Source organism: Ruegeria sp. HKCCD6647-2 (assembly GCF_057221075.1).
This window is the reverse complement of the sequence record NZ_JBWVBD010000001.1, coordinates 863971-888412: the sequence shown is the minus strand read 5'-3', so window position 1 is coordinate 888412 and position 24442 is coordinate 863971. Positions and strand designations below refer to the sequence as shown.

The following is a 24442-nucleotide window of genomic DNA, read 5'->3' as shown; positions in this document are numbered from 1 at the left end:
TCACTGCGATCAGCGCCCCTCGAAGACCGGGGGGCGTTTTTCCAGAAAGGCCACGACACCTTCGGCAAAGTCCCGGGTCCGACCACATTCGCCCTGTAAATGAGCCTCGGTCGCTAGCTGCTGCGGCAGGGTTTTTTCATAAGTGCCCCGGATCGCCTGCTTGATCGCGGCAAAGCCTGCCGTGGGACCCTTTGCAAGATAGGCGGCACGCTTGCGCCAGTGGGCCTCAAACGCGTCGTCCGAAACCGCTTCCCAGATCAAACCCCAGTCGTCGGCCTGTCGGGCACTGATCTTGTCGGCGAACAGGGCCGCACCCATGGCTTTTGCAAAACCCATCTGACGCGGCATGAACCACGTGCCTCCGGCATCCGGCAAAAGACCGATCCTCGCAAAGGCCTGCAGGAAATACGCACTCTCAGTTGCGATCACAACATCGGCGCACAGGGCAAGGTTGGCCCCTGCCCCTGCCGCAGGACCATTGACCGCGGCAATCGTTGGAACCGGACAGTCATAGACAGATTCCAGCATCGGTTCGTATTCATCGCGCAACGCTCGCTCAAGATCGATCTTGCCGGTGCTCGATGCATCGCCAAGATCCTGACCCGAGCAGAACGCCTTTCCCGAACCTGTCAGAACCACGGCGCGCGCGTGGCGGGCAGCATGTTTCATCGCGTGGGTGATCTCGGCGCGCATCTGCGTTGTCAGCGCGTTCATCTTGTCTGCCCGATTCAGCGTCAAAACCGCCAAACCATCCGTGATGTCGAGATGGACAGCTTCGTATTCCATGAAAAATCCTCACCTGCGCAGCGTTTGGGGAACCCTGACGCAATTGTGAAAGAAGGGAAAGGTGAACCGCGCGTCAGTCTTCCAGAATTTGACGCAGGCGTTCCTTTTCCTCTTCGCTTAGCGTATCGGTCTTTTCAGCCGTCTGGTGCTTTGCGCGCTTGCGCAGAAAGCTCCACCCCATGGCCGCCGCGATCAACAGCATGATCGGCCCGGCAAGCCACAACATCAGGTTGGCCCCGGTTGTGGTAGGTTTCAGCAGCACATACTCACCGTAACGATCGACGATGAAGTCCACCGCTTCCTGATCGGTGTCCCCGGCAACAAGTCGTTCGCGCAACAGGATGCGCAAGTCACGCGCCAGCTCTGCATTGCTTTCGTCGATGCTTTCATTTCGGCAGACAAGGCAGCGCAGCCCGGTGCTGATATCCCGCGCCCGCGCCTCAAGCGCCGGGTCGTCCAGAACTTCGTCAGGCTGCACCGCCATCAGAGGTGTGGCCAGCAGCATCAGGATCAGGACGAGACGCTTCATTCCGCAGGTACTCCAGATTGCGGGGTCTTGCGGGCACCGGCGGCAACACGGAAACGACGGTCCGACAGGCTGAGGACACCACCCAACGACATCAGGATACAACCGCCCCAGATCCAGTTGGTCAGTGGCTTGATATAGGTTCGCATGACCCATCCACCATCGGCTTGCTGATCCCCGATCACCACGTAGACGTCTCGCAGGAACCGATAATCGATTGCCGCTTCGGTGGTCGGCATCCGGGCGACCGGATAATCGCGTTTTTCCGGATGCAATGTTGTGATTTGACGTCCGTTCTTTTCAACCACAACATCCGCCATGGTCGAGAAGTAGTTCGGCCCCTGAACCCGGCGCACGTCCTGCAAAGTCAACGTGAACTGTCCGACTTCATAGGGCTGACCCTGCTGTGCGACGCGAATGTCCTCGACTTCCCAGGCGGTGAGACCGGCAATTGCGAACATGGTGACACCCAGCCCGGTATGGGCCACCGCTTTGCCCCAATCGGCCCGCGGCAGGCGGAACAGACGGGCCACGCTGCCTTTGCGGCCGGTACGGCTCCAGAGATCCACGATGGCGCCAAACGTAATCCAGGCCCCCAGGAAAAGCCCCACCGGACCCAGCGCACTTCGCCCTGTTTGCATGACCCAGACAAGAATGGCCAAAGCCACAGCCAACACGAACGCATAGCGCAGCGACCACGCCACCCGACGCAGCTTGCCCCGCTTCCAAGGCAGCATGGAGCCAAGCGGCAACGCGATCCCCAGGGCAATCATGAACGGTGTGAACGCGGCATTGAAAAACGGCGCACCGACCGAGAGTTTACGGTCAAATGCCATCTCGGCCACCATGGGCCACATGGTGCCGAAGAACACGACAAAGCAGCTGACCGCCAAAAGGATGTTGTTCAGTACCAGCGCGCTTTCGCGGCTGACCATACCAAAAACACCCTTGGCCTCCATCGCCTGCGCGCGGGCCGCAAACAGGGTCAACGCACCGCCGACGAAGATCACCAGAATAAACAGGATAAATACACCGCGCTCGGGGTCGTTAGCGAAGGCATGTACGGATGTCAGCAAGCCAGAGCGCACGATGAACGTCCCGATCAGCGAGAACCCGAATGCAATGATTGCAAGCAGAATTGTCCAGCTTTTCAAGGCTTCCCGCTTCTCTACGACAATGGCCGAATGCAGAAGCGCGGCCGCCAGCAGCCAAGGCATGAAGGATGCGTTCTCGACCGGATCCCAGAACCAGAAACCGCCCCAGCCAAGCTCATAATAGGCCCACCACGACCCCAATGCGATTCCGATTGTCAGGAAGACCCATGCAGCAAGCGTCCATGGCCGCACCCAACGACCCCAGGCTGCATCAACACGACCTTCGATCAGCGCCGCGATGGCAAAGCTGAAAGCCATGCTCAGACCGACGTAGCCCAGATACAGAAACGGTGGATGGAAAGCCAATCCGGGGTCTTGCAACAGCGGGTTCAAATCTCGCCCATCGAATGGCGGCACCGGAAGACGGTCAAAAGGGTTCGAAGTGAACAGGATAAAGGCAAAGAACGCCACTCCGATAGCGGCCTGAACCGCCAGAACACGTGCTTTCAGCGTCGGAGGCAGCCCGCCGCCAAAAAAGGCTGCCATGGCCCCGAAAATCGTCACGATCAGCACCCACAACAGCATGGAACCCTCGTGGTTCCCCCAGGTGCCGCTGATCTTGTATATCATCGGTTTTGCCGAGTGGCTGTTTTCAACGACAATCCGCAGCGAAAAGTCAGAGGCAGCGAACGCCCAGACCAAAGCGCCAAACGAAAACGTCGTCAGAAGAAACTGGGCGATGGCTGCCGGTTCGGCAAATGCCATCCACCCGGTCCAGCGATTGGCGGCCCCAACCAGGGGCACCACGGTCTGAACAATTGCGACCAGAAAGGCAAGGATAAGGGCGAAGTGGCCAAGCTCGGTAATCATGGGGCCGTTTATACTGCTGCGCCCCGACAAGTGCCATTCACATTCGCGATTTCGCGGGGCACAAAGTGTCGCGCCTTATGCCTTTTGCAGACGACGCCAATCTTCCAAAGCGCGATTCTCGTCCGGTCGAGAAATCCCTTGAGCCAACTCCGCATCCGTCCCCGGGTCTGCAACGCCGGGGCTGTCGCTGCGCATCAACCGCAATGCCTCAAGGTTGGCCATCACGGTCGGTGCGCGCAGCATTGTCGCGCCGATTTCACGCTGGAAATCCTGCACCTTGGCCTGATGCCGCGCTCCGAAATAGAAGGACACAATCACGCCCAGCAACCACCACAAAGGTTCAGGAACCAGCGCGATCCCTTGCATCCGCGCCGCAAACCACAGCGGATCGATCATCGCTGCCACGAACAAGGCCAACGTTCCCAAAGCCAGAGCCGGCCGTGGCAGGCGGTTCAGCCCATCCATGAACCTGTCGTATCGTCCCTTCGCACCGCCTTGAAATTCGGCCCCGAACTGCTGCATCGCCTGCCCACGCAACGCAACGGCGCGTTGAGCCCCCGCATCGGTGTTTTCGCGAAAGACTTCGGCCGTCTCGCGCACCACGTTCCGGCCTGTGCCAAACAGCATGCCCAAAATCCCCGCGATCAAACCCATGCTGCGACCCTTTGCTGAAATTCTTTGGTGGTCAGATGGTACGAGGCGGACAAGAACTCTTCTGCGCGTCGAATCCATCCTCCCTTATTGCCTGTGCGCGTACGCGCATACTTGCGCAACGACGAATGATGATCGGCCAGCTTGAAATAATAGTTCCGACGCGCGACCCCGTAGGCGTCCCGCAGAACAACTGGATCAGGTATTGCTGCAGCATGAGCGGCAGCAGCCGTCTGCTGACCGATCACGCCATCAACAACCACGTCAAATTCCATGTCATGCAGCAAGCGCTGCAGGATTCGCACCGCCTGCGCTCCTGAGTTGACATACATATCGAACAGCGATGCCCGCAATTCCTCGGGCAACAATGCAATGCGCGGTTTTTCAAAATAGTGTTCCAGAAATACTTCGATGGCCTGATCCTTGCTCAATGACTGAACATCGGCGCGAGTGATCCGTCCATCGCCCGTCACATCCAATCCGAGCCGGCGCATGGTGTGAATGGTGACACCGAACTTGGTGGGGCCTCCGGGATCGTCCGGGTCATCCACATAGCCGCCCTCTCGCGCTACTATGCCCATGGCAATCTGCCGAACTGTTTGCATGCGGTCCCCCTTTGACACGTTGCGGAAACGGTCAGGGAAAAACGTTAAACCTGAGAAACAGGAAAGGGCGTTGCGCACCATGTGAATGCAACGCCCTGTTCTTCAGACCCAGTTCGCCTCAGATTGAGGAAGAAAGGAGCCAACGATCAGCTATCGCCCGCCTCTTTGTAGACGCCCTGCTCTTTCAGCGCGTCCACGACTTCTTTTGGCATGTAAGTTTCGTCATGCTTTGCCAGAATTTCAGTGGCTTCAAAGACACCATTCACGTAACTTCCGGTACCGACCATACCCTGATTTTCAGAAAAAAGGTCGGGCAATACACCGGTAAAGGCCACAGGCACACTTTCGCCCCCGTCGGTTACGACAAAACGTACCGTTTCACCCTGCCCGCGAATGATCGAACCTTCTTCGACCAGACCGCCAATGCGGAACACTTCAGTCGGTTTCGGTGGCTCGGCAATCACCTGGCTGGGTGAACGGAAGAAGTTGATGCCATCCCGCATCGCATACCCGATCAACCCCGTCGCAAGCACCAAAGCCACCACGGCCAGCAAAATCACTTGTACACGACGACGTTTCTTGAGCGTTTTCATAGTTTCCTCACGGGAACAGAGGGGCCATCATCAGGCCCGCCGTTTCAGCTTCACCTAACATCAGGTTTGCGTTCTGCAAGGCTTGCCCGCTGCTACCTTTTGTCAGGTTATCCAAGGCCGCTACGACAATCGCGCGGCGTTCAATCCGGTCTTCAGCCACGCCGATATGACAGAAGTTCGAGCCCCGCACATGATGGGTCGAAGGGGTTTCGCCAAACGGCAGTACCTGAATGAACGGTTCGGTTTCATAGGCGGAACACAGCGTCTCAAAGACGCTATGCGGATCGCCCTTTACATAGGTGGTCGCCAGAATGCCCCGATTGGCCGGGATCAGGTGTGGCGTGAATTGCACGTGCACGGTCCGCCCGGCGAGTTTCGAAAATTCCTGATCGAACTCGCCAAGATGTCTATGCGTTCCACCAATGGCATAAGCATTGCAACCTTCGCTCAGTTCGGCATGCAGCAGATTTTCCTTCAGCGCCCGCCCGGCACCGGATACAGCGCATTTCAGATCAAGGATGATGTCCTCCAGATCAATCACGCCCGCCGAAATCAGCGGCCGCAGAACATATTGCCCCGTCGCCGCATTGCAACCCGTTCCGGCCACAAGGCGCGCAGACCGGATCTCATCCCGGTAAAACTCGGTCAGGCCATAAACGGCCTCTTCCTGATGGGCGACGGCGGAATGCGGATTGCCGTACCACTTTTCGTATTCTTCTGGGTCGCTCAGCCGGAAGTCTGCTGAAAGATCGATAATCTTCAACGTCTTCGGCAATTCGCGGATGACTTCCTGACTGGTTTTGTGCGGCAAAGCGCAGAAGCACAGATCAACCTGCGAAAAGTCGATCTCGGAGATTTTGCACAGTTCCGGCAAATCCAAGTGCCTCAGATGCGGAAAGACCTGCGCCATGGGCTGGCCCGCCTTGCGCTCGGCGGCGAGCGCTGTGATTTCCATATTCGGATGCTCGGCGATCAGCCGCACCAGTTCGGCGCCGGTATAACCGGATGCGCCCAGAATTGCGATTTTGTGGGTCATGCGAGACCTCTTTCACTTATATGCCACATCTTACGACCGCCGATGCGACGGTCATCGAACTAATGATTTGGTAAGAGACCGTCCTTGACTTAGGTCAGGCAGCCGCAAAGGTGATTTGTCGTCGGAGGAACTGGGTTGCACGATCACTGACGAAGGCCGGTTTCCCGGTTGTCAGAAACCCGCCTTCGCCCTCGCCCGTCATGTTGGGATGGCGTTGCAGGTAATCGGCCAAGCTTTCGGCAACCAGATCACCCTGGCTGTAGACTTTTACATCAGCGCCAAGTGCCTGCTGAAAGGTCTCCGCCATCAACGGGTAATGCGTACAGCCGAGAATCGCGGCCTGGGGGTCGGGCATCTTGCGCTTCAGCGCGTCGACATGGCTGCGCACCAACGCTTCGGCCAGGATCATGTCTCCATCTTCGATGGCATCGACGACACCGCCGCAAGCCTGTGCTTCGACATCCACACCGATGGCGCGGAAGGCCAGTTCACGCTGAAACGCGCGACTGGATACAGTCGCTGGAGTGGCAAACAGCGCCACATGCTGCACTTCGACCTCGCGCGGGGGCGAATTGTCGCCCCATTGCCGTTCGGTCAGCGCCTCAATCAGCGGTACGAACACGCCCAGAACCCGCTTGCCTTCGGGCACGCCTTCCTCCTGCATTCGGCGCAGGGCGGCGGCGCTGGCTGTGTTGCAGGCCAGAATCACCAGATTGCACCCGCGTGACCACAGATCATGCACGGCACGGCGTGTCAGTTGATAGATATCCTCGGCATCCCGCACGCCATAGGGCGCGTGCGCGTTGTCCGCATAATACAGGAAATCAACGTCCGACAGACGTTGCTGCGCGGCGTTCAGGACGGTCAGCCCACCCAACCCGGAATCAAAGATACCTACTGCCATTTGCCCCTTCAGGCGCGATGCCGTTCCTCGAATTCATAGCCGTAGTCATAAGACTTTAACGGCTTCGGGGACAGCTCATACGTGGCTTTGCGCAAGAAATCCATCATCTTGCGCGTATCCTTTGCCAATGGGTCCAAAACATCGCGCCCAATCGGTTCGCCAACAACAACTTTGACGGGGGTATCAACGCGTTTCTTGAACTCTTTGATCAGCAAACCCATCCGCAGCGTATAGTGTAAATGGCTGGCGATCTGGAACAAACGCGAGGTGTGACCGTCAAAGAAAACAGGCACAACCGTCGCATTCGACTTGGCCACCATGCGGGCGGTGAAACCGCGCCAGCCCGGGTCCATGGGGTGCGCAAACGGCTTGACTGCCGTGCTAACCGTACCGCCCGGGAAAATTCCGATCGCCCCGCCGTCGCCCAAGTAATTCAATGCGGTTTTTCGAGTTTCGAGGTTCAGCCTCATCGCTTCTTTCGTTTCATCGAATGAGATCGGCAGAATGATCCTGTTCAGGTCCTCTGCCTTGCGGAACACGCGATGCGCCAGAATTCGGAAATCGCCGCGGGTTTGGGACAAAATGTGCCCCATCATCAACCCATCCAGAATGCCATAGGGGTGATTGGCGATCAGGATCAACGGTCCGGCTTCCGGAACATTCGACAAGGACCCGCCGACGACATCCAAAGACAACCCGTACCGCTCGACCATCACCGACCAGAAATCGCGGCCGTTCGAAACTTCCCGCTCGTACCCATCTGCCCGTTTGATCAGGCGCAAACGTCCGGTGGTGTTTTCCATCAGCTTGATCATCATGCGCCCGCCTTTGGTTTCAGCGGAATAAGCATAGGAAATGTCACGAGCGACATCACGGGACGAAGGCATTGGATACTCCGCTAACAGGGCCTGTATTATTTATTAGGTAACAATTTTGCCCAAGTAACGTGACAACCTTGTGAAGCTTCACTCTGCCGCAGACTTTACCTGCGATCCGTCGGCACTGATTACTGCCAGAAGTTCCTCGCGTCGTTTGGCTGCTTTCGCTTCGTTTTCCCTCAGAACAGGACCGAACCCGCGGATATCCAGTGGCAAACGAGCCAAAGCTGCAACTGCATCGCGCGTTCCCATCGTCACTCTCGGCAATACCTGTTTCATATCCCTTTCGTATTGCCGGATCAGTGACCGCTCCATCTTGCGTTCTGTGCTGTAGCCGAACGGGTCGAATGGCGTGCCGCGCAGGAATTTCAGCCGCGCCAAAATCTTCAGTGGGCCCTGAAACCATTCCCCGAATGCGCGTTTGCGCGGACGCTCGCCGCTTGCATTGCCACCCAGCGCCGGCGGCGCAAGGTGGAAGGTCATCTTGAAATCGCCGTCAAACTCGGCTGCGGCCTTGCTGCGGCTGTCCAGCAGCAGTCGCGCGACCTCGTATTCATCCTTATAGGACAGCAGTTTATGGTAGCCCTTCGCGACGGCCTCTTTGATTTCTGTGTCTTCGATGCCATCAAGCATCTTGCGATACCGTTTCGCCAGACGTGGACCCTGATAGCTGCGCAGGTGATCCGCGCGGAAATCAATCATCTGGTCCAGCGTTTTCGGCATTTCAGTCACATTGGGCTTGAGGACCTTCGCCACCTCCTCTGGGAACAGAACGGCCCAGCGACCGATCGCAAACGCGCGTTTGTTGCGCTCGACAGCCGCACCGTTCAGTTCAATGGCCTGCAGGATCGCTTCGTGGCGGATCGGAAGCAATCCACGTTGCCAGGCGGCACCGAAGACCATCATGTTCGAATAAATGGAATCTCCCATCACAGCACGAGCCAGATCCGTGGTATCAAACAGGTCGACGCCTTCCTTCAGGCGGGCGCGCAATGCCAGTTCGAGCTGATCAGCCGGAATCCGGAAATCGGTGTCGCGCGTGAAGTCGCCCGTTATGATCTCATGACTGTTGACGACCGCGCCCGTCTGTCCCGTCTGCGTAAGACCCAACGTTTTTGCCCCGGCGGACACCACCAAGTCGCCTCCGATCACGGCATGCGCCTCTCCGGTCGCCACCCGGATGGCGCTGATATCCTCAGGACGATCAGCAAGACGACAATGGATATGAACCGCGCCGCCTTTTTGCGCGAGGCCCGCCATCTCCATCATTCCCGCGCCCTTACCATCAATCTGCGCCGCCTGAGCCAGAACCGCACCAATCGTGACGACACCCGTGCCGCCGACGCCCGTGATCACTACGTTGTGTGTGCCGCTAATCTGCGGCAAATCCGGTTCTGGCAGATCCGGCAGGTCGATTTCGGTTGTGGCTTCTTTCCGGATTTTCGCCCCTTCAAGTGTGACAAACGACGGGCAAAAACCGTTCAGGCAGGAAAAATCCTTGTTGCAGCTCGACTGGTCGATCGCACGTTTGCGGCCAAGTTCGGTCTCTTTCGGAACAATCGAAACACAGTTCGACTGAATGCCGCAATCACCACACCCTTCGCAAACATCCGTGTTGATGAAAACGCGCTTGTCCGGATCCGGGAAAGACCCGCGCTTGCGCCGCCTGCGCTTCTCGGCCGCGCAGGTCTGCACATAAACAATGACCGATACACCCTCAATATCACGGTATTTTTCCTGAACGCGCATCAATTCGGCACGTTCGTGAGTTTCCACTCCTGCCGGCAACGCCTTGAAGTTCACATCTTCCTTTTCGTCATAGACAACGGCCACATGCTTGACACCCATCGCAGTGACTTCGGCAACGATACGTTCTGCGGTCAGGTCACCTTCGTTTTCCTGTCCGCCCGTCATGGCGACGGCATCATTGAACAAAATCTTGAAGGTGATATTCGTGCCAGAGGACAGCGCAGCCCGGATCGCCTGCACGCCCGAATGGTTGTACGTTCCGTCGCCAAGGTTCTGGAATACGTGTTTGGTGGTCGAGAATGGCGCCTCTCCGATCCAATTCGCCCCTTCGCCACCCATCTGGGTAAACCCGGTCGTCTCACGGTCCATCCACTGCACCATGTAGTGGCACCCGATCCCGGCATAAGCCCGGCTGCCGTCAGGCAGTTTTGTCGAACTGTTATGCGGGCAACCGGAACAGAAATACGGCAGGCGGGCCGCGATTTCCTGCGCATTATCCGCACGGCGCGCGTCCGAGAGCTTGGCCAGACCAGCCCGCAGGCCTTCGGTATCGCGCCCCTCTTCAATCAGAATTTCGCCCAGCTTTTCGGCAATCATGATGGGATCCAGCGCGCCGCGAGTCGGGAACAGCTCTTCCCGGTGCAACGTCCCTGCACCGCCTTTGTACCAACCATAAACGCGGCGGCCGCGGCGGTCGTCAAAGATCGTTTCCTTGACCTGAACCTCGATCAGTTTTCGCTTTTCCTCGACGATGATGATCAGGTCCAGCCCTTCAGCCCAGTCGTGGAACCCCTTCATATCCAACGGAAAAGTCTGGCCGATCTTGTAGGTGGTGATGCCCAGGCGTTCGGCCTCGTTCGCATCGATGTTTAGCAGCGACATGGCATGAACGAGATCCAGCCAGTTCTTGCCTGCCGCAGCAATACCAATCTTGGCGCCGGGTTTTCCCCAGACGCGCTTGTCCATCTTGTTGGCGTGCGAGAACGTCTCTGCCGCAAATCGCTTGTAATCGATCACGCGCGCTTCCTGCAGATGCGGGGTATCTCCGAGACGGATATTCAACCCACCTTCCGGCATGTCGAACTGTGGAGTTGCGATTTCCATCCGGTCGGGGCTGCCATCGACCACGGATGTTACCTCGATCGTGTCCTTCATCGTCTTCAGGCCGACCCAGACACCGGCAAACCGGCTGAGCGCGAAGCCATAGATACCGTAGTCGAGGATTTCCTGCACACCCGCCGGGCTGACGACCGGCATATACATGTCCACCAGCGACCATTCCGACTGATGCAGCACGGTTGAGCTTTCACCGGTATGGTCATCCCCCATGGCCATCAGAACGCCGCCGTGTTTCGCCGTACCTGCCATGTTGGCGTGGCGCATGACGTCACCTGACCGGTCAACACCCGGACCTTTGCCGTACCACAGGCCAAATACACCATCGAACTTGCCGTCGCCCCGCAACCCTGCCTGCTGGCTTCCCCAAAGCGCTGTCGCCGCCAGATCTTCGTTCAACCCGTACTGAAAGGTCACGTCGTTTTCCGCCAGTTGCTTCTGCGCCCGCGTCATCTGCAGGTCCACTGCGCCCAGCGGTGACCCGCGATATCCGGTGACCAGACCGGCGGTGTTCAATCCGGCTTTGGTGTCGCGGGCTTTCTGCATCAGCATCAATCGCACCAATGCCTGCGTCCCGTTCAGCAGAACAGGACTTTTGGTCAGATCGAACCGGTCATTGAGCGAGATTTTTGGCTGACTCATCTGACGTCTCCCCTCGTCGGATTAGTGTGCTTCATTTCCACGCATTTTAGGTCATAATTTCTGACCTGTATAGCAATTTTCCCCTTAACTGTAACGATTTCACCGTTTGAATGTGGAATTTGTTACGTGTTTCATATAGGGCTGCGACAGGATAACGAAAGTTGCGAAGATGGATTGGGACAAGCTCAGAATATTTCACGCGGTAGCGGACGCCGGCAGCCTCACGCATGCCGGAGACAAGCTTAATCTGTCTCAATCCGCCGTGAGCCGTCAGATTCGCGCGCTGGAAGAATCACTGAATGCCACCCTGTTTCACCGCCACGCGCGCGGCCTGATTCTGACAGAACAGGGCGAACTTCTATTTGATGCCACCTCGGCCATGTCCAAACGCCTGGATACTGCCGCCGCCCGCATACGCGACAGCGAGGATGAGGTCTTTGGAGTTCTTCGCGTCACAACGACTTTCGGCTTTGGCACCCTGTGGCTGGCCCCGCGCCTGCCCAAGCTTTATGAGCAATATCCAGACCTCAACATCGATCTGATGCTCGAGGAGCGGGTATTGGACCTGCCCATGCGCGAGGCCGACGTGGCCATCCGCATGAAAGAACCCAGCCAGGCCGACCTCGTCCGCAAACGCCTGATGACGGTGCAGATGTTGCTTTATGCCACGCGCAGCTACCTGGATTCCCACAATGCACCTCTGGAAAAGCTTGAAGACATCTCGAAACACCGGCTGATCTGTCAGACCCCGGCTGCACCCCAGGTTGGCGCGAGCGCCGCCTTGGTGCGACGTTTGATGACGTATGAGCCCAGTTCACTGCTGACGGTGAACAATTACTTCGGTGTTCTTCAGGGCGTATTGCACGATCTCGGTCTCGGCGTGCTTCCGGATTACGTGACCGAAGATTTCCCCGACCTGGTGCCCGTTTTGTCCGATACTGAGAGCGCGGACGTTCCGGTTTACCTCGCCTATCCCGAGGAATTGCGCCATTCCAAACGCGTTGCCGCGTTTCGGGATTTCGTTCAGGACGAAATCATAGCCCACCGTAAGCAGTTGAGGCAGATGGGAAAACTCTAGCTATGCATTACGGGCATAGCGGAATTGACCTGATTAACGTGTAAAATTCCTTGATCGCACACAAAGTGATCCCTAAATGACCTCTCGAAGGCGGTGATGCTGAAACGCTCATCATCTTCATACCTCCCTGTTGGACTACGGCCGAGCTTAGTGCTCGGCCTTTTTTTTGGTTTTTTGCTCTTTCGCATCATCGCCCCGTTGAAACTTCTGGGAAAAATTGATGCCTGCCCGTATGATCCGGAAAAACAATCAAATTTTTTGTGATCGAGGGCAAAATCAATGTTCCATCCCTTTCGCTTGCTGATAGCGCTGCTTTCAGTGCTGTTGATTTCAGGGCCACTTCACGCGCAGGACAATGGCGCCTCAGCACCCGCTACTGTTTCCATACCCGAGGATCTGACGCCTGAGCAGGTTGATGATCTGGTTGCCCGGATGTCCGACGATCAGGTCCGCGCCATCCTGCTTGAGCGTCTGGATGCTGTCGCAAAGGAACAGGCGGCAGCCAAGGAAGATCATGAGGATCCGCTGACCGAGATCAACGAGATCTGGGCTGAAATGGTCTCGTCCTGGACTCACGTCCTGACCACGTTGCCAAATATTGTCACCGCTCAGATAACGGCGTTCAGCAATTTCACGGACACATTCGGCTCAGCGGGCGTGTTTGTCCTCATGGGCCTTACCTTGAGCGTGTTAATTGCCGGTTTTGTTGCTGAAAAGCTATTTGGTCTCTTCACTCGCAGGTGGCATGCAAAAGCTGGTGAAGGCGAAGACGCCGATTTGTGGGGCGCGGTTCGATATCTGTTCCGCCGTTTCTGCAATGAAATCGCAGGCCTGGTCGTGTTCTATGTCGTCATCCGTGCGCTTGGACGGGCCGTGCTGACACCTGAACAAATCGTATATGCCGCGCCGTTTGTGTTCTTCCTGATCTGGATCCCTCGTCTGGGCGCCGCCGTTTCCCGGTTTATTCTGGCACCCAATCAACCGCATTTCCGGCTGGTCAATGTAGACAACCATTGGGCGAAGTATCTGCACCGCAACCTGATCGGCCTGCTGATCCTGATCGGGTTCACGATGTTCATCCTCAGGTTCAATGGGCTGAATGGCATTACCGGCGGGGAAACGCGTATCGGTTTCTGGCTGAACGCCGCGATTCACATCTATATCGGTGTCATCGCCTGGACTGCGCGTGAAGGCCTGTCTCAGATGATGTTGGGCACCGATCCCGATCACACTAAATTCGACGAAGAGGTCGCCCAATATTATCCCTATTTCGCCATCGGCGTGTCCGCGGTGATATGGCTGCTGGTCGAATTCCTGGTTGCGCAGCGTGACCCGGCAATCATCGCATTGTTGGTAAACGGACCGCATTTCACTACCATGTTCTGGCTGCTGATCGCACCGGCGCTGGACACTTTGATACGCGGTCTGGTGCGCCATCTTCAGCCGCCGATGTCCGGTGAAGGTCCGCTGGCCGAACGCGCGTATAAATCAACCAAGCGCAGCTACATCAGGATCGGTCGCGTCATAGCGGGTTTGATCGTTGTCTTCATGATCGCGCGGGCCTGGCATCTGGACCTTCGTCACGTCGCCTCGGCCGGTGTCAGCGCCGAAGTTGGCGGGGCGGTGATCGAGTTCCTTCTGATCGTTGCCGTTGGCTACATCTTGAACGAGGTTGTTTCCCTGTGGATCAACCGCCGTCTTGCCAAGGAGCAGACTGCGGCCGAAGAGTTGGACGAAGAGGCAGGTGGCGAAGGCGGAGGAGCCGGCGGCTCGCGCCTGGCAACCGTACTGCCACTGATGCGGGTTACCGCACAGATCACGATCTCTGTCATCTTCGGTCTGTTGGCGCTCAGCGCATTGGGTATCAATATCACGCCGCTGCTGGCCGGTGCGGGTGTACTTGGTCTGGCGATTGGTTTCGGGGCGCAGAAACTGGTGGCGGATGTCGTTGGTGGGGTGTTCTTCCTGATCGACGATGCCTTCCGCGTCGGTGAATATGTCGACGTTGGCGGTACCACCGGGACGGTCGAAAAGATTTCCATCCGCTCGATGCAGCTGCGCCACCACCGTGGACCGGTGCACACCATACCATATGGTGAGATTCAGAAGCTGACCAACTACAGCCGCGACTGGGTCATCATGAAGCTGAAATTCACCGTGCCTTTCGACACCGACCCCAACAAGGTCAAGAAGATCTTCAAGAAGATCGGCGCCGAGATGATGGAAGATGAAACCCACAAGGATGGCTTCCTGCAGCCCTTCAAATCTCAGGGTGTATTCGACTTTGACGATGTTGGCATGATCATCCGGGGCAAGTTCATGGCCAAACCGGGCAAGCAATTCACCTTGCGCAAGGAGATCTTCAACCGCGTCAAGGCCGCCTTCAAGGAGAACGGTATTGACTTCGCCCGCCGTGAAGTGCGGGTTGCGATCCCGGGTCTGGAAGAGGCTGAAAACATTAGCGATGAGCAAAAGGCCGCAATCGGCGCCGCAGCCAGCGCCGAGGTTAACAAGGAACAAGGGTAAGCTTAAGCCCTATCCAACAGCTGGAGCCGGGTTCTGCCCGGTTCCAGTTCGCAAAGCTGAGAGAGTTTGGTCGTGAGACTTTCTGTATTCGTAACCTCTATCTCAGTCGTCAGTATTTCCGCGAAACTAGCCTTTGCCGGCTCCGTCACTGTGGAAACCAATGTCGATCCCTTTGACGAAGCCCAAAAGAAAGAGGCAATTGGCTTTCGAAACGGCTCTTTCATTGCCGTGCCAATACCTTTTTCCGACCCCACAATCGGATCCGGCCTGACGCTGGGCGCCGGGTACCTTTATCAACTTGATGAAGACTCCAAACCGTCCCTTTTCGGCGTCGCCGCTCTTCGGTCCAGCAACGGAAGCACGGCCTACGGCGGTGCGGCCAACTTTGCGTTCGATAGCAATCGCTGGCTGATCGAGTCGCTATACGCCAAGGCTAATATCAACTACGACCTGTTCACATCGGTCGGCCAGTTGCCCGTGACTCAGGATGGCACCCTGGGGCGCATAGAACTGTCCTATGGATTCACACCGCAGATATCCGCAGGCCTTGCCGTTCGCTATTTGGACACATCCGTAAGCCTAGACGGGATTGGTCTGCCGCCCATTCCGCCACCATTTGATCAGTTCCTGAATATGGAGATCGTGACACCGACACTGGTTGGATCCTGGGATCGTCGCGACGACACGATCTATCCGACTACCGGATCGAACCTTGAGGTCGAATTGGCATACAGCCATACGCTAGAGGGGGTTACAGGCGACTATTCAAAAGCCTTTGTGAACTACACGCATTACTTCAACCCCTTCCCCAAAGGCGTTGCCGCTGCGCGGGTTTCCGTTTGCGGGGCATCGCAGGAAACGCCTTTCTTCGACCAGTGCTCGCTTGGCGGCACGGACGCCTTTCGCGGTTTTCCCGTCACGCAGTTTCTTGACTTCAGGCTGATCTCATTCCAGGCCGAGTACCGCCATCAATTCACGAGCCGTTTGGGCGCGGTCGCCTTTGGTGGTGTTGGTCAGACCGGTGACAGTTTCTCGAACCTGTCCGCCGGCGGAACGCATACGGCATATGGTCTGGGTGCCCGTTACCGTGTCTCGAAGAAGTTCCCGGTCGATTTCTCGGTCGATTGGGCACACAACAATCTGGGCGAAGATCAGTTGTATATCTATGTCGGTCAGCGCTTCTGACACCCCTGCGCGGTCTTGACCCTTCCCACCGGCGCGCCCTTGCCCTAAAAGGCGCGCAATCTCGGCCACCTTCGACACAGGACAGACGATGCAAGAGCCCGCCATCACCCCGGATCTTATTGCCGCACACGGGCTGAAGCCCGACGAATACGATATGATCCTCGAGATCATCGGGCGCGAGCCGACATTCACCGAACTCGGCATTTTCTCGGCGATGTGGAACGAGCACTGCTCGTACAAGTCTTCCAAGAAATGGCTGCGTACCCTGCCCACTTCTGGGCCCCAGGTAATTTGCGGCCCGGGCGAAAATGCAGGCGTAGTCGACATCGGTGATGGTCAGGCCGTGGTCTTCAAAATGGAGAGCCATAATCACCCCTCCTACATCGAACCCTATCAAGGTGCGGCGACCGGGGTCGGCGGCATCCTGCGCGACGTTTTCACCATGGGTGCACGCCCGATTGCATCGATGAACGCACTGTCCTTTGGTGAGCCCAGCCACCACAAGACCCGACAACTGGTCAATGGCGTGGTCGAAGGTATAGGCGGTTACGGCAACTGCTTCGGTGTGCCATGCGTGGGCGGTGAAGTTCGCTTCCACCCCGCCTATAACGGCAACTGCCTGGTGAACGCGTTCGCGGCTGGTCTGGCTGACAGCGACAAGATTTTCTACTCTGCTGCCTCGGGCGTTGGTATGCCGGTCGTCTACCTTGGTGCCAAAACCGGTCGTGACGGCGTAGGTGGCGCGACCATGGCATCGGCCGAGTTCGACGACACCATCGAAGAAAAGCGCCCCACCGTTCAGGTCGGGGACCCCTTCACCGAAAAGCGCCTGATGGAGGCGACGCTAGAACTGATGCGAACCGGTGCCGTGATCTCGATTCAGGACATGGGCGCGGCTGGCCTGACCTGTTCCGCCGTGGAAATGGGCGACAAGGGCGGTCTTGGCGTCCGGCTTGATCTGGAGAACGTGCCACAACGCGAAGAGAACATGACTGCCTATGAGATGATGCTGTCGGAATCTCAGGAGCGCATGCTGATGGTTCTCAAACCCGAGCTTGAGGCCGAGGCCCGTGCCGTGTTCGAAAAATGGGATCTGGACTTCGCCATCGTTGGTGAAACAATTGCCGAAGACCGTTTTTTGATCATGCACAATGGCGAGGTCAAAGCCGACCTCGTCCTGTCCAAGTTGTCCTCCACCGCACCTGAATACGACCGCCCATGGGTTCCAACACCGCAGGCCGAGGAACTGGCCGAAGTCCCTCAGATCGATCCGATCGACGGGCTGCGCGCCCTGCTCTCATCGCCCAACTACGCAGGCAAGCAATGGGTCTATGAGCAATATGACACAATGGTCATGGCCGACACTGCCCGCACGCCCGGTCTGGGTGCCGGCATGGTTCGTGTGCACGGCACAGACAAGGTTCTGGCCTTCACCTCTGACGTGACTCCACGCTATGTGCGCGCCAACCCGGTCGAAGGCGGCAAGCAGGCCGTGGCCGAGGCTTATCGAAACCTGACTGCCGTCGGGGCAAAACCCCTTGCCACCACCGACAATCTGAACTTCGGCAACCCCGAAAAACCCGAGATCATGGGCCAGTTCGTCGGCGCGATTCAGGGCATCGGCGCCGCCGTTGGCGCACTGGACATGCCGATCGTGTCAGGCAACGTTTCCCTGTACAACGAGACCGACGGCCAGGCGATCCTGCCGACCCCAACCATTGGCGCGGTTGGCCTGCTTCAGCATGCGGACGAGATCATTGGCAACGAGGTACGCGAAGGACATGTCGCGCTGGTGATCGGCGAGACCAATGGCCATCTTGGCCAGTCGGCATTGCTGGCCGAGGTCTTCAACCGCGAAGACGGTGACGCGCCGCATGTTGATCTGGACGCTGAAAAGCGCAACGGCGACTTCATCCGCGCCAACCGCGAGATGATCAAGGCCTGTACCGATCTGGGTGATGGCGGTCTCGTACTCGCCGCGTTTGAGCTGGCTGAAGCGGCCGGGATTGGCGTTCATCTTGATGACGCATCGACCGAATTCCTGTTCGGTGAAGATCAGGCCCGCTATCTGGTCGCCTGCAACTTCGATCAGGCCGAGGCGTTGATGATCACCGCCGGTCAGGCGGGTGTTCCGCTGGTCTCAGTGGGCCGTTTCACCGGCGACAGTGTCAAGATCGGGGCATCCGAGGCGTCGCTTGATGAGTTGACCGCAATCTTCCGTTCAAGCTTTGCCGAGGCCGTCGCCTGAGCGTCTGATCCGTTAGCCAAACACAGAATCCTGCGTCCATACAGCGGTGCAGGATTTGCTGTTTCTGAGAGCGCAGCAAGCCCTTGCACGGGCTCCTGCATCGCTCTACATCTTGAGAAAGACCTTCAGGAGTAAACCTACATGCCGATGAGCGCCCACGAAATCGAACACCTGCTGCGCGAAGCCTTCCCTGATGCGGAAATCCAGGTCGGCGGCAACGACGGCGTGCACATGTCGGCCATGGTTGTGGATGAGAGCTTTCGCGGTAAGAACCGGGTGCAGCAGCAACGCGCTGTTTACGCGGCCCTGAAAGGCAAGATGGACGGCCCGGATGGCGAATTGCACGCGCTGGCGTTGACCACGAAAGTGCCTGAGTGACACTGATAAACGTAATAATTACGGTTGCGGTTTTGATCGCGGCCGCAGCAGTGATCGAAGCCTATGGGAAGCGGAACCGCAAACGCAACATTGCCGACATGCGCCCCGACCCGGACAAACTCAGCAAGGTGGGCGGCATCGAAAGATACGGGCTGGATCCGCTGGAGCTGGCCAAAGCCGAACATCGGCGACTAGAGGAAGAAGGATGGGCACCCGTCCCGTCACAGACTGAAACGATTGCCCCGGATGCGGGTGAAGAGGACAAGCAAGATGAGCGACGTTAAGACCCAGATCGACGAAACCGTCAAAGCCAACGATGTGGTGCTGTACATGAAAGGCACCAAGGAAATGCCGCAATGCGGGTTTTCTTCACGCGTGGCCGGCGTTCTGAATTATATGGGCGTGGAATTCACCGACGTGAACGTACTGGCCGATGAAGAAGTTCGCCAGGGTATCAAGGACTATTCCGACTGGCCCACCGTTCCTCAGCTTTATGTCAAAGGCGAATTTGTCGGCGGCTGCGATATCATCACCGAAATGACACTCTCGGGCGAGCTGGACACGCTTTTTGACGAAAACGGTGTTGGCTACAACAAGGAAGCGGCCGACAAAATCCGCGAAGCAAACGCGTAAGTGGTCGATTAACGACTCGAACAGTCCTTGAACAAGACCCGTTCAGGGGCTGTTGCACCAACAGCTTGGTAGGATATCGTCGCCTCCCAGCCCTTGGAACGGAGTGTATACGTACCTTCTGCTCCAACAGACTCGTAACGAATGCCAGACCCGCTCGGGGCCTGCCGCATCGCCACAAGTGTCTCGTCTATCAGCATCGCCGCAGCGCCTGATCCATCGGAGGCGTTGAAATACGACACTGGCACAAGTGTGTTGTTTTCACAGGTGAAAGTCACCGACAGAATATCGATCTCGGCCAGCCCTGCTGTGGCCACGACCGAAAAAACAGCGCTGCAAAGCGAAAGCCTCAACACTTTCATTTGCTGGCTTTCTCCTCGACAACCGCCGCAAGCGCTTCGGCGCGGGCTGCCATTTCGGCCAAAGTGTCCGTAACCGACGGAGGCACCACCGCGACTTCGATCCGCTCGGGCTCGGGTCTGGGTGCATTGCGCAGAGTTTGCAACTCGGCCTCTGTTTGCGCCAGCTTGGCTTCCAGCGATTTGATTTTGTCCTCTGTTGCTGCGGACTTGTCGGCCAGCATCAACCCAGCCATCAGCAGCATCCTTGATTCAGGCATGCGTCCGATCTGGTCGGACAGAACCTGCGCCTCCTCATCCAGCATCTTGGCGGCTGCCAGCAGAAATACCTCTTCCCCGTCCTGGCACGAGACGTCAAAGCCGCGCCCACCGATATGAATAGTGACCTCGGGCATTATTCAACCTCTCCTTCTGCCAGTTTGGCGCGCGACAACAGCGGTTCCAGTCGGGCAAGAACCGCGTGCGCTTCGGCCGCATCCGTGGCCTGCGCGGCACGTGTCGCCTCAAGCTCGGCCACCGTTGCGCGATTCAACAACTCGGCATCCGGTACGCCGTCCTGTGTCGCCGCCCTAAGTTCGTCAACCGACGCACGCAGTTGTTCGTTTGCCTTGCGCATGCGCTGCAAATCGTCGTCCAGGCGGGACATTGCCGCCCCATGGCTGCTGCGCTCGGCTCGTAGCATTTCCAGCTCAGCACTCAGTTCCGCCACGCGCTCGCTGTCCGCCAGTTCCGCGCGCAACTGAGTGTTTTCGGCCTTCAGTGCGTCTACCTCTTCGCTGTTGTCCAGCGCCGCTTTTGCATCTGCCAGTTCAGCGCGCGCAGCTTCGACCAACGCCAGCTTCGATGTTACCTCGGCCAGTTGCTCGCGCAGTTTTCCATTTTCCGGATCTTCTTCCGGTTCAGATTGCGCCTTTTCAACCTCGGCGCGAAGATTGTCTATTTCCTGATCGTGGCGCGTTTTCAGGGACTTGATCCGCTCTTCCAATTGCGCATTGGCGACGCGTTCCTCTTCCAAGGCGGCGCGCAAATCCTGTTCTGCAGAAGCTTCCGCCGGGGCAGCGTCTTTCAAAGCTTCAACCCCGGATCCGATCCGCTCCATCGCGGTGATAATACGTCGCTGTAATTCCTCGATCTGGCTCATGCCCCTGTCACCTCTTTACCAAGGTTCGTATTGCTGCGCGTCGGCCCGAATCATGGGCGGCAGCTCTCTGGGCTTAGTCTAACGGAATGTTGCGGAAAATACCCACTCTTTGCTTTCAACCACTTGGAGCACACTCTTGAAGCGAGTGGCCGCAGCGTCGGCCAGTTCCGCTTGCACTTTGAGGGGTGGATGGTATTGAGCGCGCAATCTGCTTGTAATCCAAAGGAACAACGCCCGTGGACCTGACTGCGCTGCGCAATGCCAACCCCGAACACTGGGACAAAGCTGCGGCCATCCGCACCCTGACCCTCGACGCCGTCGCCGCCGCCAATTCCGGCCACTCTGGCATGCCGATGGGCATGGCCGATGTGGCGACCGTGCTGTTCGAAAAGCACCTGAAATTCGATGCCTCGGCCCCGAACTGGCCCGACCGCGACCGGTTCATTCTGTCGGCGGGTCATGGTTCGATGCTGGTTTACTCGCTGCTGTATCTGACCGGGCATGCGGATGTAACGCTGGAAGAAATCAAGAACTTCCGCCAGCTTGGCGCCAAAACCGCAGGTCACCCCGAGAACTTCCTGGTCGAGGGGATCGAGACCACGACCGGCCCTCTCGGTCAGGGCATTTCGAACGCTGTGGGTTTCGCCATGGCCGAAGAAATCCAGCGTGCGCATTACGGCAAGAAAGTCGTGGACCACTATACCTATGTGATCGCCGGCGACGGGTGTCTGATGGAAGGCGTCAGCCAGGAGGCAATCACGCTGGCGGGCCGTCATGAGCTGAGCAAGCTGATCGTCTTCTGGGACAACAACAACATCACCATCGACGGAACCGTTGATATGGCGGACCGCACCGATCAGGTGCGCCGCTTTGCAGCTTCGGGTTGGCACGTGATTGAAATTGACGGTCATGATCCCAAAGCAATTGATGCCGCCATCACACAGGCCAAAAAGTCGAACAAGCCGACCATGATCGCCTGTGAAAGCCATATCGCTCTGGGCCACGCGGCACAGGGCACCTCGAAAGGCCATGGCGCACTGACCGATCTGAATCAGTTGAAAGCGGCCAAGGAAGGCTATGGCTGGCCGCATGACGCGTTCGAGATCCCGGCCAACATCAAATCCGCATGGGAGGCAATTGGCGCCCGTGGCGCCGCCGAGCGCGCGGCTTGGGAAGAGCGTTTCGCGCAGCTTTCCGAGCGCAAGCAGGCCGAATTCAACCGGGCTTATTCGTTCGAAGCCCCCAAGAAGCTGGCCGGAGCCATTCGCGCGTTCAAAAAGCAGATGTCGGAAGACCAACCGAAACTGGCGACCCGCGCCTCTTCGGAAAAAGTTCTGAACGTCGTGAATCCGATCATGACCGAAACGGTCGGCGGCTCGGCTGACCTGACTGGGTCGAACAACACCAAATCGGCAGATATGGGTGTGTTCCTGCCGGAAAACCGCAAGGGCCGCTATATCCATTATGGCATCCGTGAACACGGCATGGCCGCTGCAATGAACGGCATGGCATTGCACGGCGGCATCCGCCCCTATGGCGGCACGTTCATGGCATTCACCGACTATGCTCGCCCCTCGATGCGCCTCGCAGCGCTGATGAAAGTGCCCACTGTCTTTGTGATGACCCACGACTCGATTGGTCTGGGCGAAGACGGCCCGACGCACCAGCCGGTCGAACACCTTGCCATCTCGCGCGCGACACCAAACACTTACGTGTTCCGCCCTGCCGATACGATTGAAACCGCCGAAGCCTGGGAACTGGCGTTGACTTTCAAGGACAGCCCTTCGGTTCTTTCGCTGACCCGTCAGGGCGTGCCGACCGTGCGCACCCAGCACAAGGCCAAGAACCTGACCGCACAGGGTGCGTATGTTCTGGCCGAGGCCGAAGGCAAGCGTCAGGCCATTCTGATCGCTACCGGTTCCGAAGTATCGCTGGCCATGGAGGCCAAGGCCATGTTGGAGGCCGAAGGCATAGGCACCCGCGTTGTCTCCATGCCCTGCATGGAACTGTTTGCCGAGCAGGACGAAGCCTATCGCAAACGCGTCCTGCCCGCAGGCGCCGTGCGCGTCGGCATCGAGGCCGCCGTTCGCGCCGGAGGGTGGGACCGCTGGCTGCTGGGAGAGCGTGGCCGCGAAGCCAAGGCAGGCTTCATAGGCATGTCGGGCTTTGGCGCATCAGCCCCGGCAGGTGAGCTTTACAAGCATTTCGGCATCACCGCCGAGGCGACCGCAGCCAAGGTCAAGGAATTGTTGGGGCTGTAAAACTCAACCCCAATAAACGAGCAAAGGGCGGCACATGCCGCCCTTTTCATTTTGATTTCAATGCGATCCCGACTTTCCCAAAAGCGGCAGAATCACCTTGGTCGCCAGTGGGATCAAGACCAGCCCCCACGCCAAACCGAAGACACCATCCATCGTGGCTTTTGCAACCCATTCAACGATTCCGGTCCACTGCGCATTCACGACATGCCCGACGGTATAGGCCCAATCATGAATGTGATGACCCAGCCAGCCAAAACCCAGTTCCTCTAGCCCATGGATCATGATCGAACCGCCGACCCATAGCATCGCGGCAGTTCCGACGACGGACAGGATTTTCATCAAGACCGGCATGAACCGGACCAGGCCCCGCCCCAATCCGCGACCAATTGGTGTCGGCGCGTTTCTGGCCATGAACAATCCAACGTCATCCATTTTCACGATCACACCGACCGAGCCGTAAACGGCAACTGTAACGCCAATACCCACAACGGCCAGCGTCGCAGCCTGCATCCACAGGTTGGGCGCTTCGATGGCAGCCAGCGCGATCGTCATGATCTCGGCAGACAGTATGAAATCGGTTTTGATTGCGCCCCTGACTTTTTGCTCCTCCAGATGTCCGGGGTCGCGGTTCTTCATGTCCTCTTCTATGGCATGGCTGCCATGCGGGAAAAGCACGTGAAATATTTTTTCAGCGCCCTCAAAACATAAATAAGAACCGCCAATCATCAGCAACGGCGTTATCAGCCAAGGCGCCAGATTGGCGAGCAGAAGAGCGACGGGCAGCAACAGTACGATCTTGTTGAACATTGACCCGCGTGCGATACGCCAGATAATGGGCAACTCCCGTGCAGGTGCAAATCCCTGCACGTATTTCGGCGTGACCGCGGCATCGTCAATGATCACCCCTGCCGTTTTGGCCCCGGCTTTCCCGGCCGCTGCAACGACATCATCTACTGACGCTGCCGCGACCTTTGCTATGCCTGCCACATCGTCCAACAGGGCCAAAAGACCACTCATCGCGCATCCTCTCGTTTCACTGCCGATGCCGACACTACCTGATCCAACCCTTAGCGCAAGCGTTAGCGCAATCGGTCGAAGTTTGCGCTATCACCTTAAAAATATGCCATTTTTGCCCTTTTGAGATTCCATATTCACGGCTATATGGCCTGCGAAGCAAGCGCATTTG

22 protein-coding genes are annotated in these 24442 nt (G+C 57.6%); 8 read left to right on the top strand and 14 right to left on the bottom strand.

Annotated elements, in window-relative coordinates; translation table 11 throughout:
- Nucleotides 1-9: 9 nt before the first annotated feature.
- From AC2TDJ_RS04255 to AC2TDJ_RS04210, 10 genes are all read right to left on the bottom strand, one after another.
- Complete coding sequence (locus tag AC2TDJ_RS04255) at nt 10-786, bottom strand: enoyl-CoA hydratase-related protein (RefSeq protein ID WP_480839555.1); 777 nt, start codon at nt 784-786, stop codon at nt 10-12.
- Nucleotides 787-859: 73 nt separating this feature from the next.
- Complete coding sequence (locus AC2TDJ_RS04250; RefSeq protein ID WP_480839553.1) at nt 860-1315, bottom strand: cytochrome c-type biogenesis protein; 456 nt, start codon at nt 1313-1315, stop codon at nt 860-862.
- Nucleotides 1312-3276: a heme lyase CcmF/NrfE family subunit gene (locus tag AC2TDJ_RS04245; RefSeq protein ID WP_480839551.1), complete on the bottom strand. Its 1965-nt coding sequence runs from the start codon at nt 3274-3276 to the stop codon at nt 1312-1314. The genes AC2TDJ_RS04250 and AC2TDJ_RS04245 overlap by 4 nt, the downstream gene beginning before the upstream one ends.
- A 75-nt stretch (nt 3277-3351) precedes the next feature.
- On the bottom strand, nt 3352-3930 hold the full coding sequence (locus AC2TDJ_RS04240) for a holin family protein (RefSeq protein WP_480839550.1): 579 nt from the start codon (nt 3928-3930) through the stop codon (nt 3352-3354).
- Nucleotides 3921-4532 carry a holin-associated N-acetylmuramidase gene (locus AC2TDJ_RS04235; protein WP_480839548.1) on the bottom strand — a complete coding sequence of 204 codons (612 nt, stop codon included), beginning with the start codon at nt 4530-4532 and terminating at the stop codon, nt 3921-3923. The genes AC2TDJ_RS04240 and AC2TDJ_RS04235 overlap by 10 nt, the downstream gene beginning before the upstream one ends.
- Before the next feature lie 146 nt (nt 4533-4678).
- On the bottom strand, nt 4679-5125 hold the full coding sequence (gene ccmE / locus AC2TDJ_RS04230) for a cytochrome c maturation protein CcmE (RefSeq protein WP_480839546.1): 447 nt from the start codon (nt 5123-5125) through the stop codon (nt 4679-4681).
- Nucleotides 5126-5132: 7 nt separating this feature from the next.
- The gene (argC, locus tag AC2TDJ_RS04225; protein WP_480839544.1) at nt 5133-6161 is read right to left on the bottom strand and encodes an N-acetyl-gamma-glutamyl-phosphate reductase; all 1029 of its coding nucleotides are present in this window, start codon (nt 6159-6161) and stop codon (nt 5133-5135) included.
- A gap of 94 nt (nt 6162-6255) precedes the next feature.
- On the bottom strand, nt 6256-7065 hold the full coding sequence (gene murI / locus AC2TDJ_RS04220) for a glutamate racemase (protein ID WP_480839542.1): 810 nt from the start codon (nt 7063-7065) through the stop codon (nt 6256-6258).
- A gap of 8 nt (nt 7066-7073) precedes the next feature.
- Nucleotides 7074-7952, bottom strand: coding sequence for a lysophospholipid acyltransferase family protein (locus AC2TDJ_RS04215; RefSeq protein ID WP_480839541.1), 879 nt, complete (start codon nt 7950-7952; stop codon nt 7074-7076).
- 78 nt (nt 7953-8030) lie between these two features.
- Nucleotides 8031-11450 (bottom strand): indolepyruvate ferredoxin oxidoreductase family protein, encoded by a 3420-nt coding sequence (locus tag AC2TDJ_RS04210; protein ID WP_480839539.1) that lies wholly within the window; start codon nt 11448-11450, stop codon nt 8031-8033.
- Between the two features lie 169 nt (nt 11451-11619).
- Here AC2TDJ_RS04210 and AC2TDJ_RS04205 point away from each other — a divergent pair, with 169 nt between their 5' ends.
- The 7 genes from AC2TDJ_RS04205 to grxD all read left to right on the top strand — a co-directional run bounded on the left by AC2TDJ_RS04205 (nt 11620) and on the right by grxD (nt 19498).
- Nucleotides 11620-12528: a LysR family transcriptional regulator gene (locus AC2TDJ_RS04205; protein WP_480839537.1), complete on the top strand. Its 909-nt coding sequence runs from the start codon at nt 11620-11622 to the stop codon at nt 12526-12528.
- Nucleotides 12529-12807: 279 nt separating this feature from the next.
- The gene (locus AC2TDJ_RS04200; protein ID WP_480839535.1) at nt 12808-15054 is read left to right on the top strand and encodes a mechanosensitive ion channel family protein; all 2247 of its coding nucleotides are present in this window, start codon (nt 12808-12810) and stop codon (nt 15052-15054) included.
- 150 nt (nt 15055-15204) lie between these two features.
- The gene (locus AC2TDJ_RS04195; RefSeq protein ID WP_480839533.1) at nt 15205-16239 is read left to right on the top strand and encodes a BamA/TamA family outer membrane protein; all 1035 of its coding nucleotides are present in this window, start codon (nt 15205-15207) and stop codon (nt 16237-16239) included.
- 88 nt (nt 16240-16327) lie between these two features.
- Entirely contained in the window at nt 16328-18487 is a 2160-nt protein-coding gene (gene purL / locus AC2TDJ_RS04190) for a phosphoribosylformylglycinamidine synthase subunit PurL (RefSeq protein ID WP_480839531.1), read from the top strand.
- Nucleotides 18488-18628: 141 nt separating this feature from the next.
- Nucleotides 18629-18865, top strand: a complete 237-nt coding sequence (locus AC2TDJ_RS04185) for a BolA/IbaG family iron-sulfur metabolism protein (RefSeq protein ID WP_152457878.1) — start codon at nt 18629-18631, stop codon at nt 18863-18865.
- A complete protein-coding gene (locus tag AC2TDJ_RS04180; protein WP_480839529.1) occupies nt 18862-19149 on the top strand; it encodes a hypothetical protein in 288 nt (95 codons plus the stop codon). Before AC2TDJ_RS04185 ends, AC2TDJ_RS04180 begins: the two co-directional genes overlap by 4 nt.
- Complete coding sequence (grxD, locus tag AC2TDJ_RS04175) at nt 19136-19498, top strand: Grx4 family monothiol glutaredoxin (protein ID WP_480839527.1); 363 nt, start codon at nt 19136-19138, stop codon at nt 19496-19498. Before AC2TDJ_RS04180 ends, grxD begins: the two co-directional genes overlap by 14 nt.
- Before the next feature lie 8 nt (nt 19499-19506).
- On the opposite strand, the gene AC2TDJ_RS04170 is transcribed toward grxD, so the two are convergent.
- The 3 genes from AC2TDJ_RS04170 to AC2TDJ_RS04160 are packed head-to-tail and all read right to left on the bottom strand — an operon-like array spanning nt 19507 to nt 20995.
- Nucleotides 19507-19857 (bottom strand): MliC family protein, encoded by a 351-nt coding sequence (locus AC2TDJ_RS04170; protein ID WP_480839525.1) that lies wholly within the window; start codon nt 19855-19857, stop codon nt 19507-19509.
- Entirely contained in the window at nt 19854-20249 is a 396-nt protein-coding gene (locus AC2TDJ_RS04165) for a cell division protein ZapA (protein ID WP_480839523.1), read from the bottom strand. Before AC2TDJ_RS04165 ends, AC2TDJ_RS04170 begins: the two co-directional genes overlap by 4 nt.
- Nucleotides 20249-20995, bottom strand: coding sequence for a hypothetical protein (locus AC2TDJ_RS04160; RefSeq protein ID WP_480839521.1), 747 nt, complete (start codon nt 20993-20995; stop codon nt 20249-20251). Before AC2TDJ_RS04160 ends, AC2TDJ_RS04165 begins: the two co-directional genes overlap by 1 nt.
- A 236-nt stretch (nt 20996-21231) precedes the next feature.
- On the opposite strand from AC2TDJ_RS04160, the gene tkt reads away from it, so the two are divergent.
- Nucleotides 21232-23256: a transketolase gene (tkt, locus tag AC2TDJ_RS04155; protein WP_480839519.1), complete on the top strand. Its 2025-nt coding sequence runs from the start codon at nt 21232-21234 to the stop codon at nt 23254-23256.
- A gap of 57 nt (nt 23257-23313) precedes the next feature.
- Here the strand turns inward: tkt and AC2TDJ_RS04150 are convergent, their stop codons facing one another.
- Nucleotides 23314-24273, bottom strand: a complete 960-nt coding sequence (locus AC2TDJ_RS04150; RefSeq protein ID WP_480839517.1) for a DUF808 domain-containing protein — start codon at nt 24271-24273, stop codon at nt 23314-23316.
- Between the last annotated feature and the right edge of the window lie 169 nt (nt 24274-24442).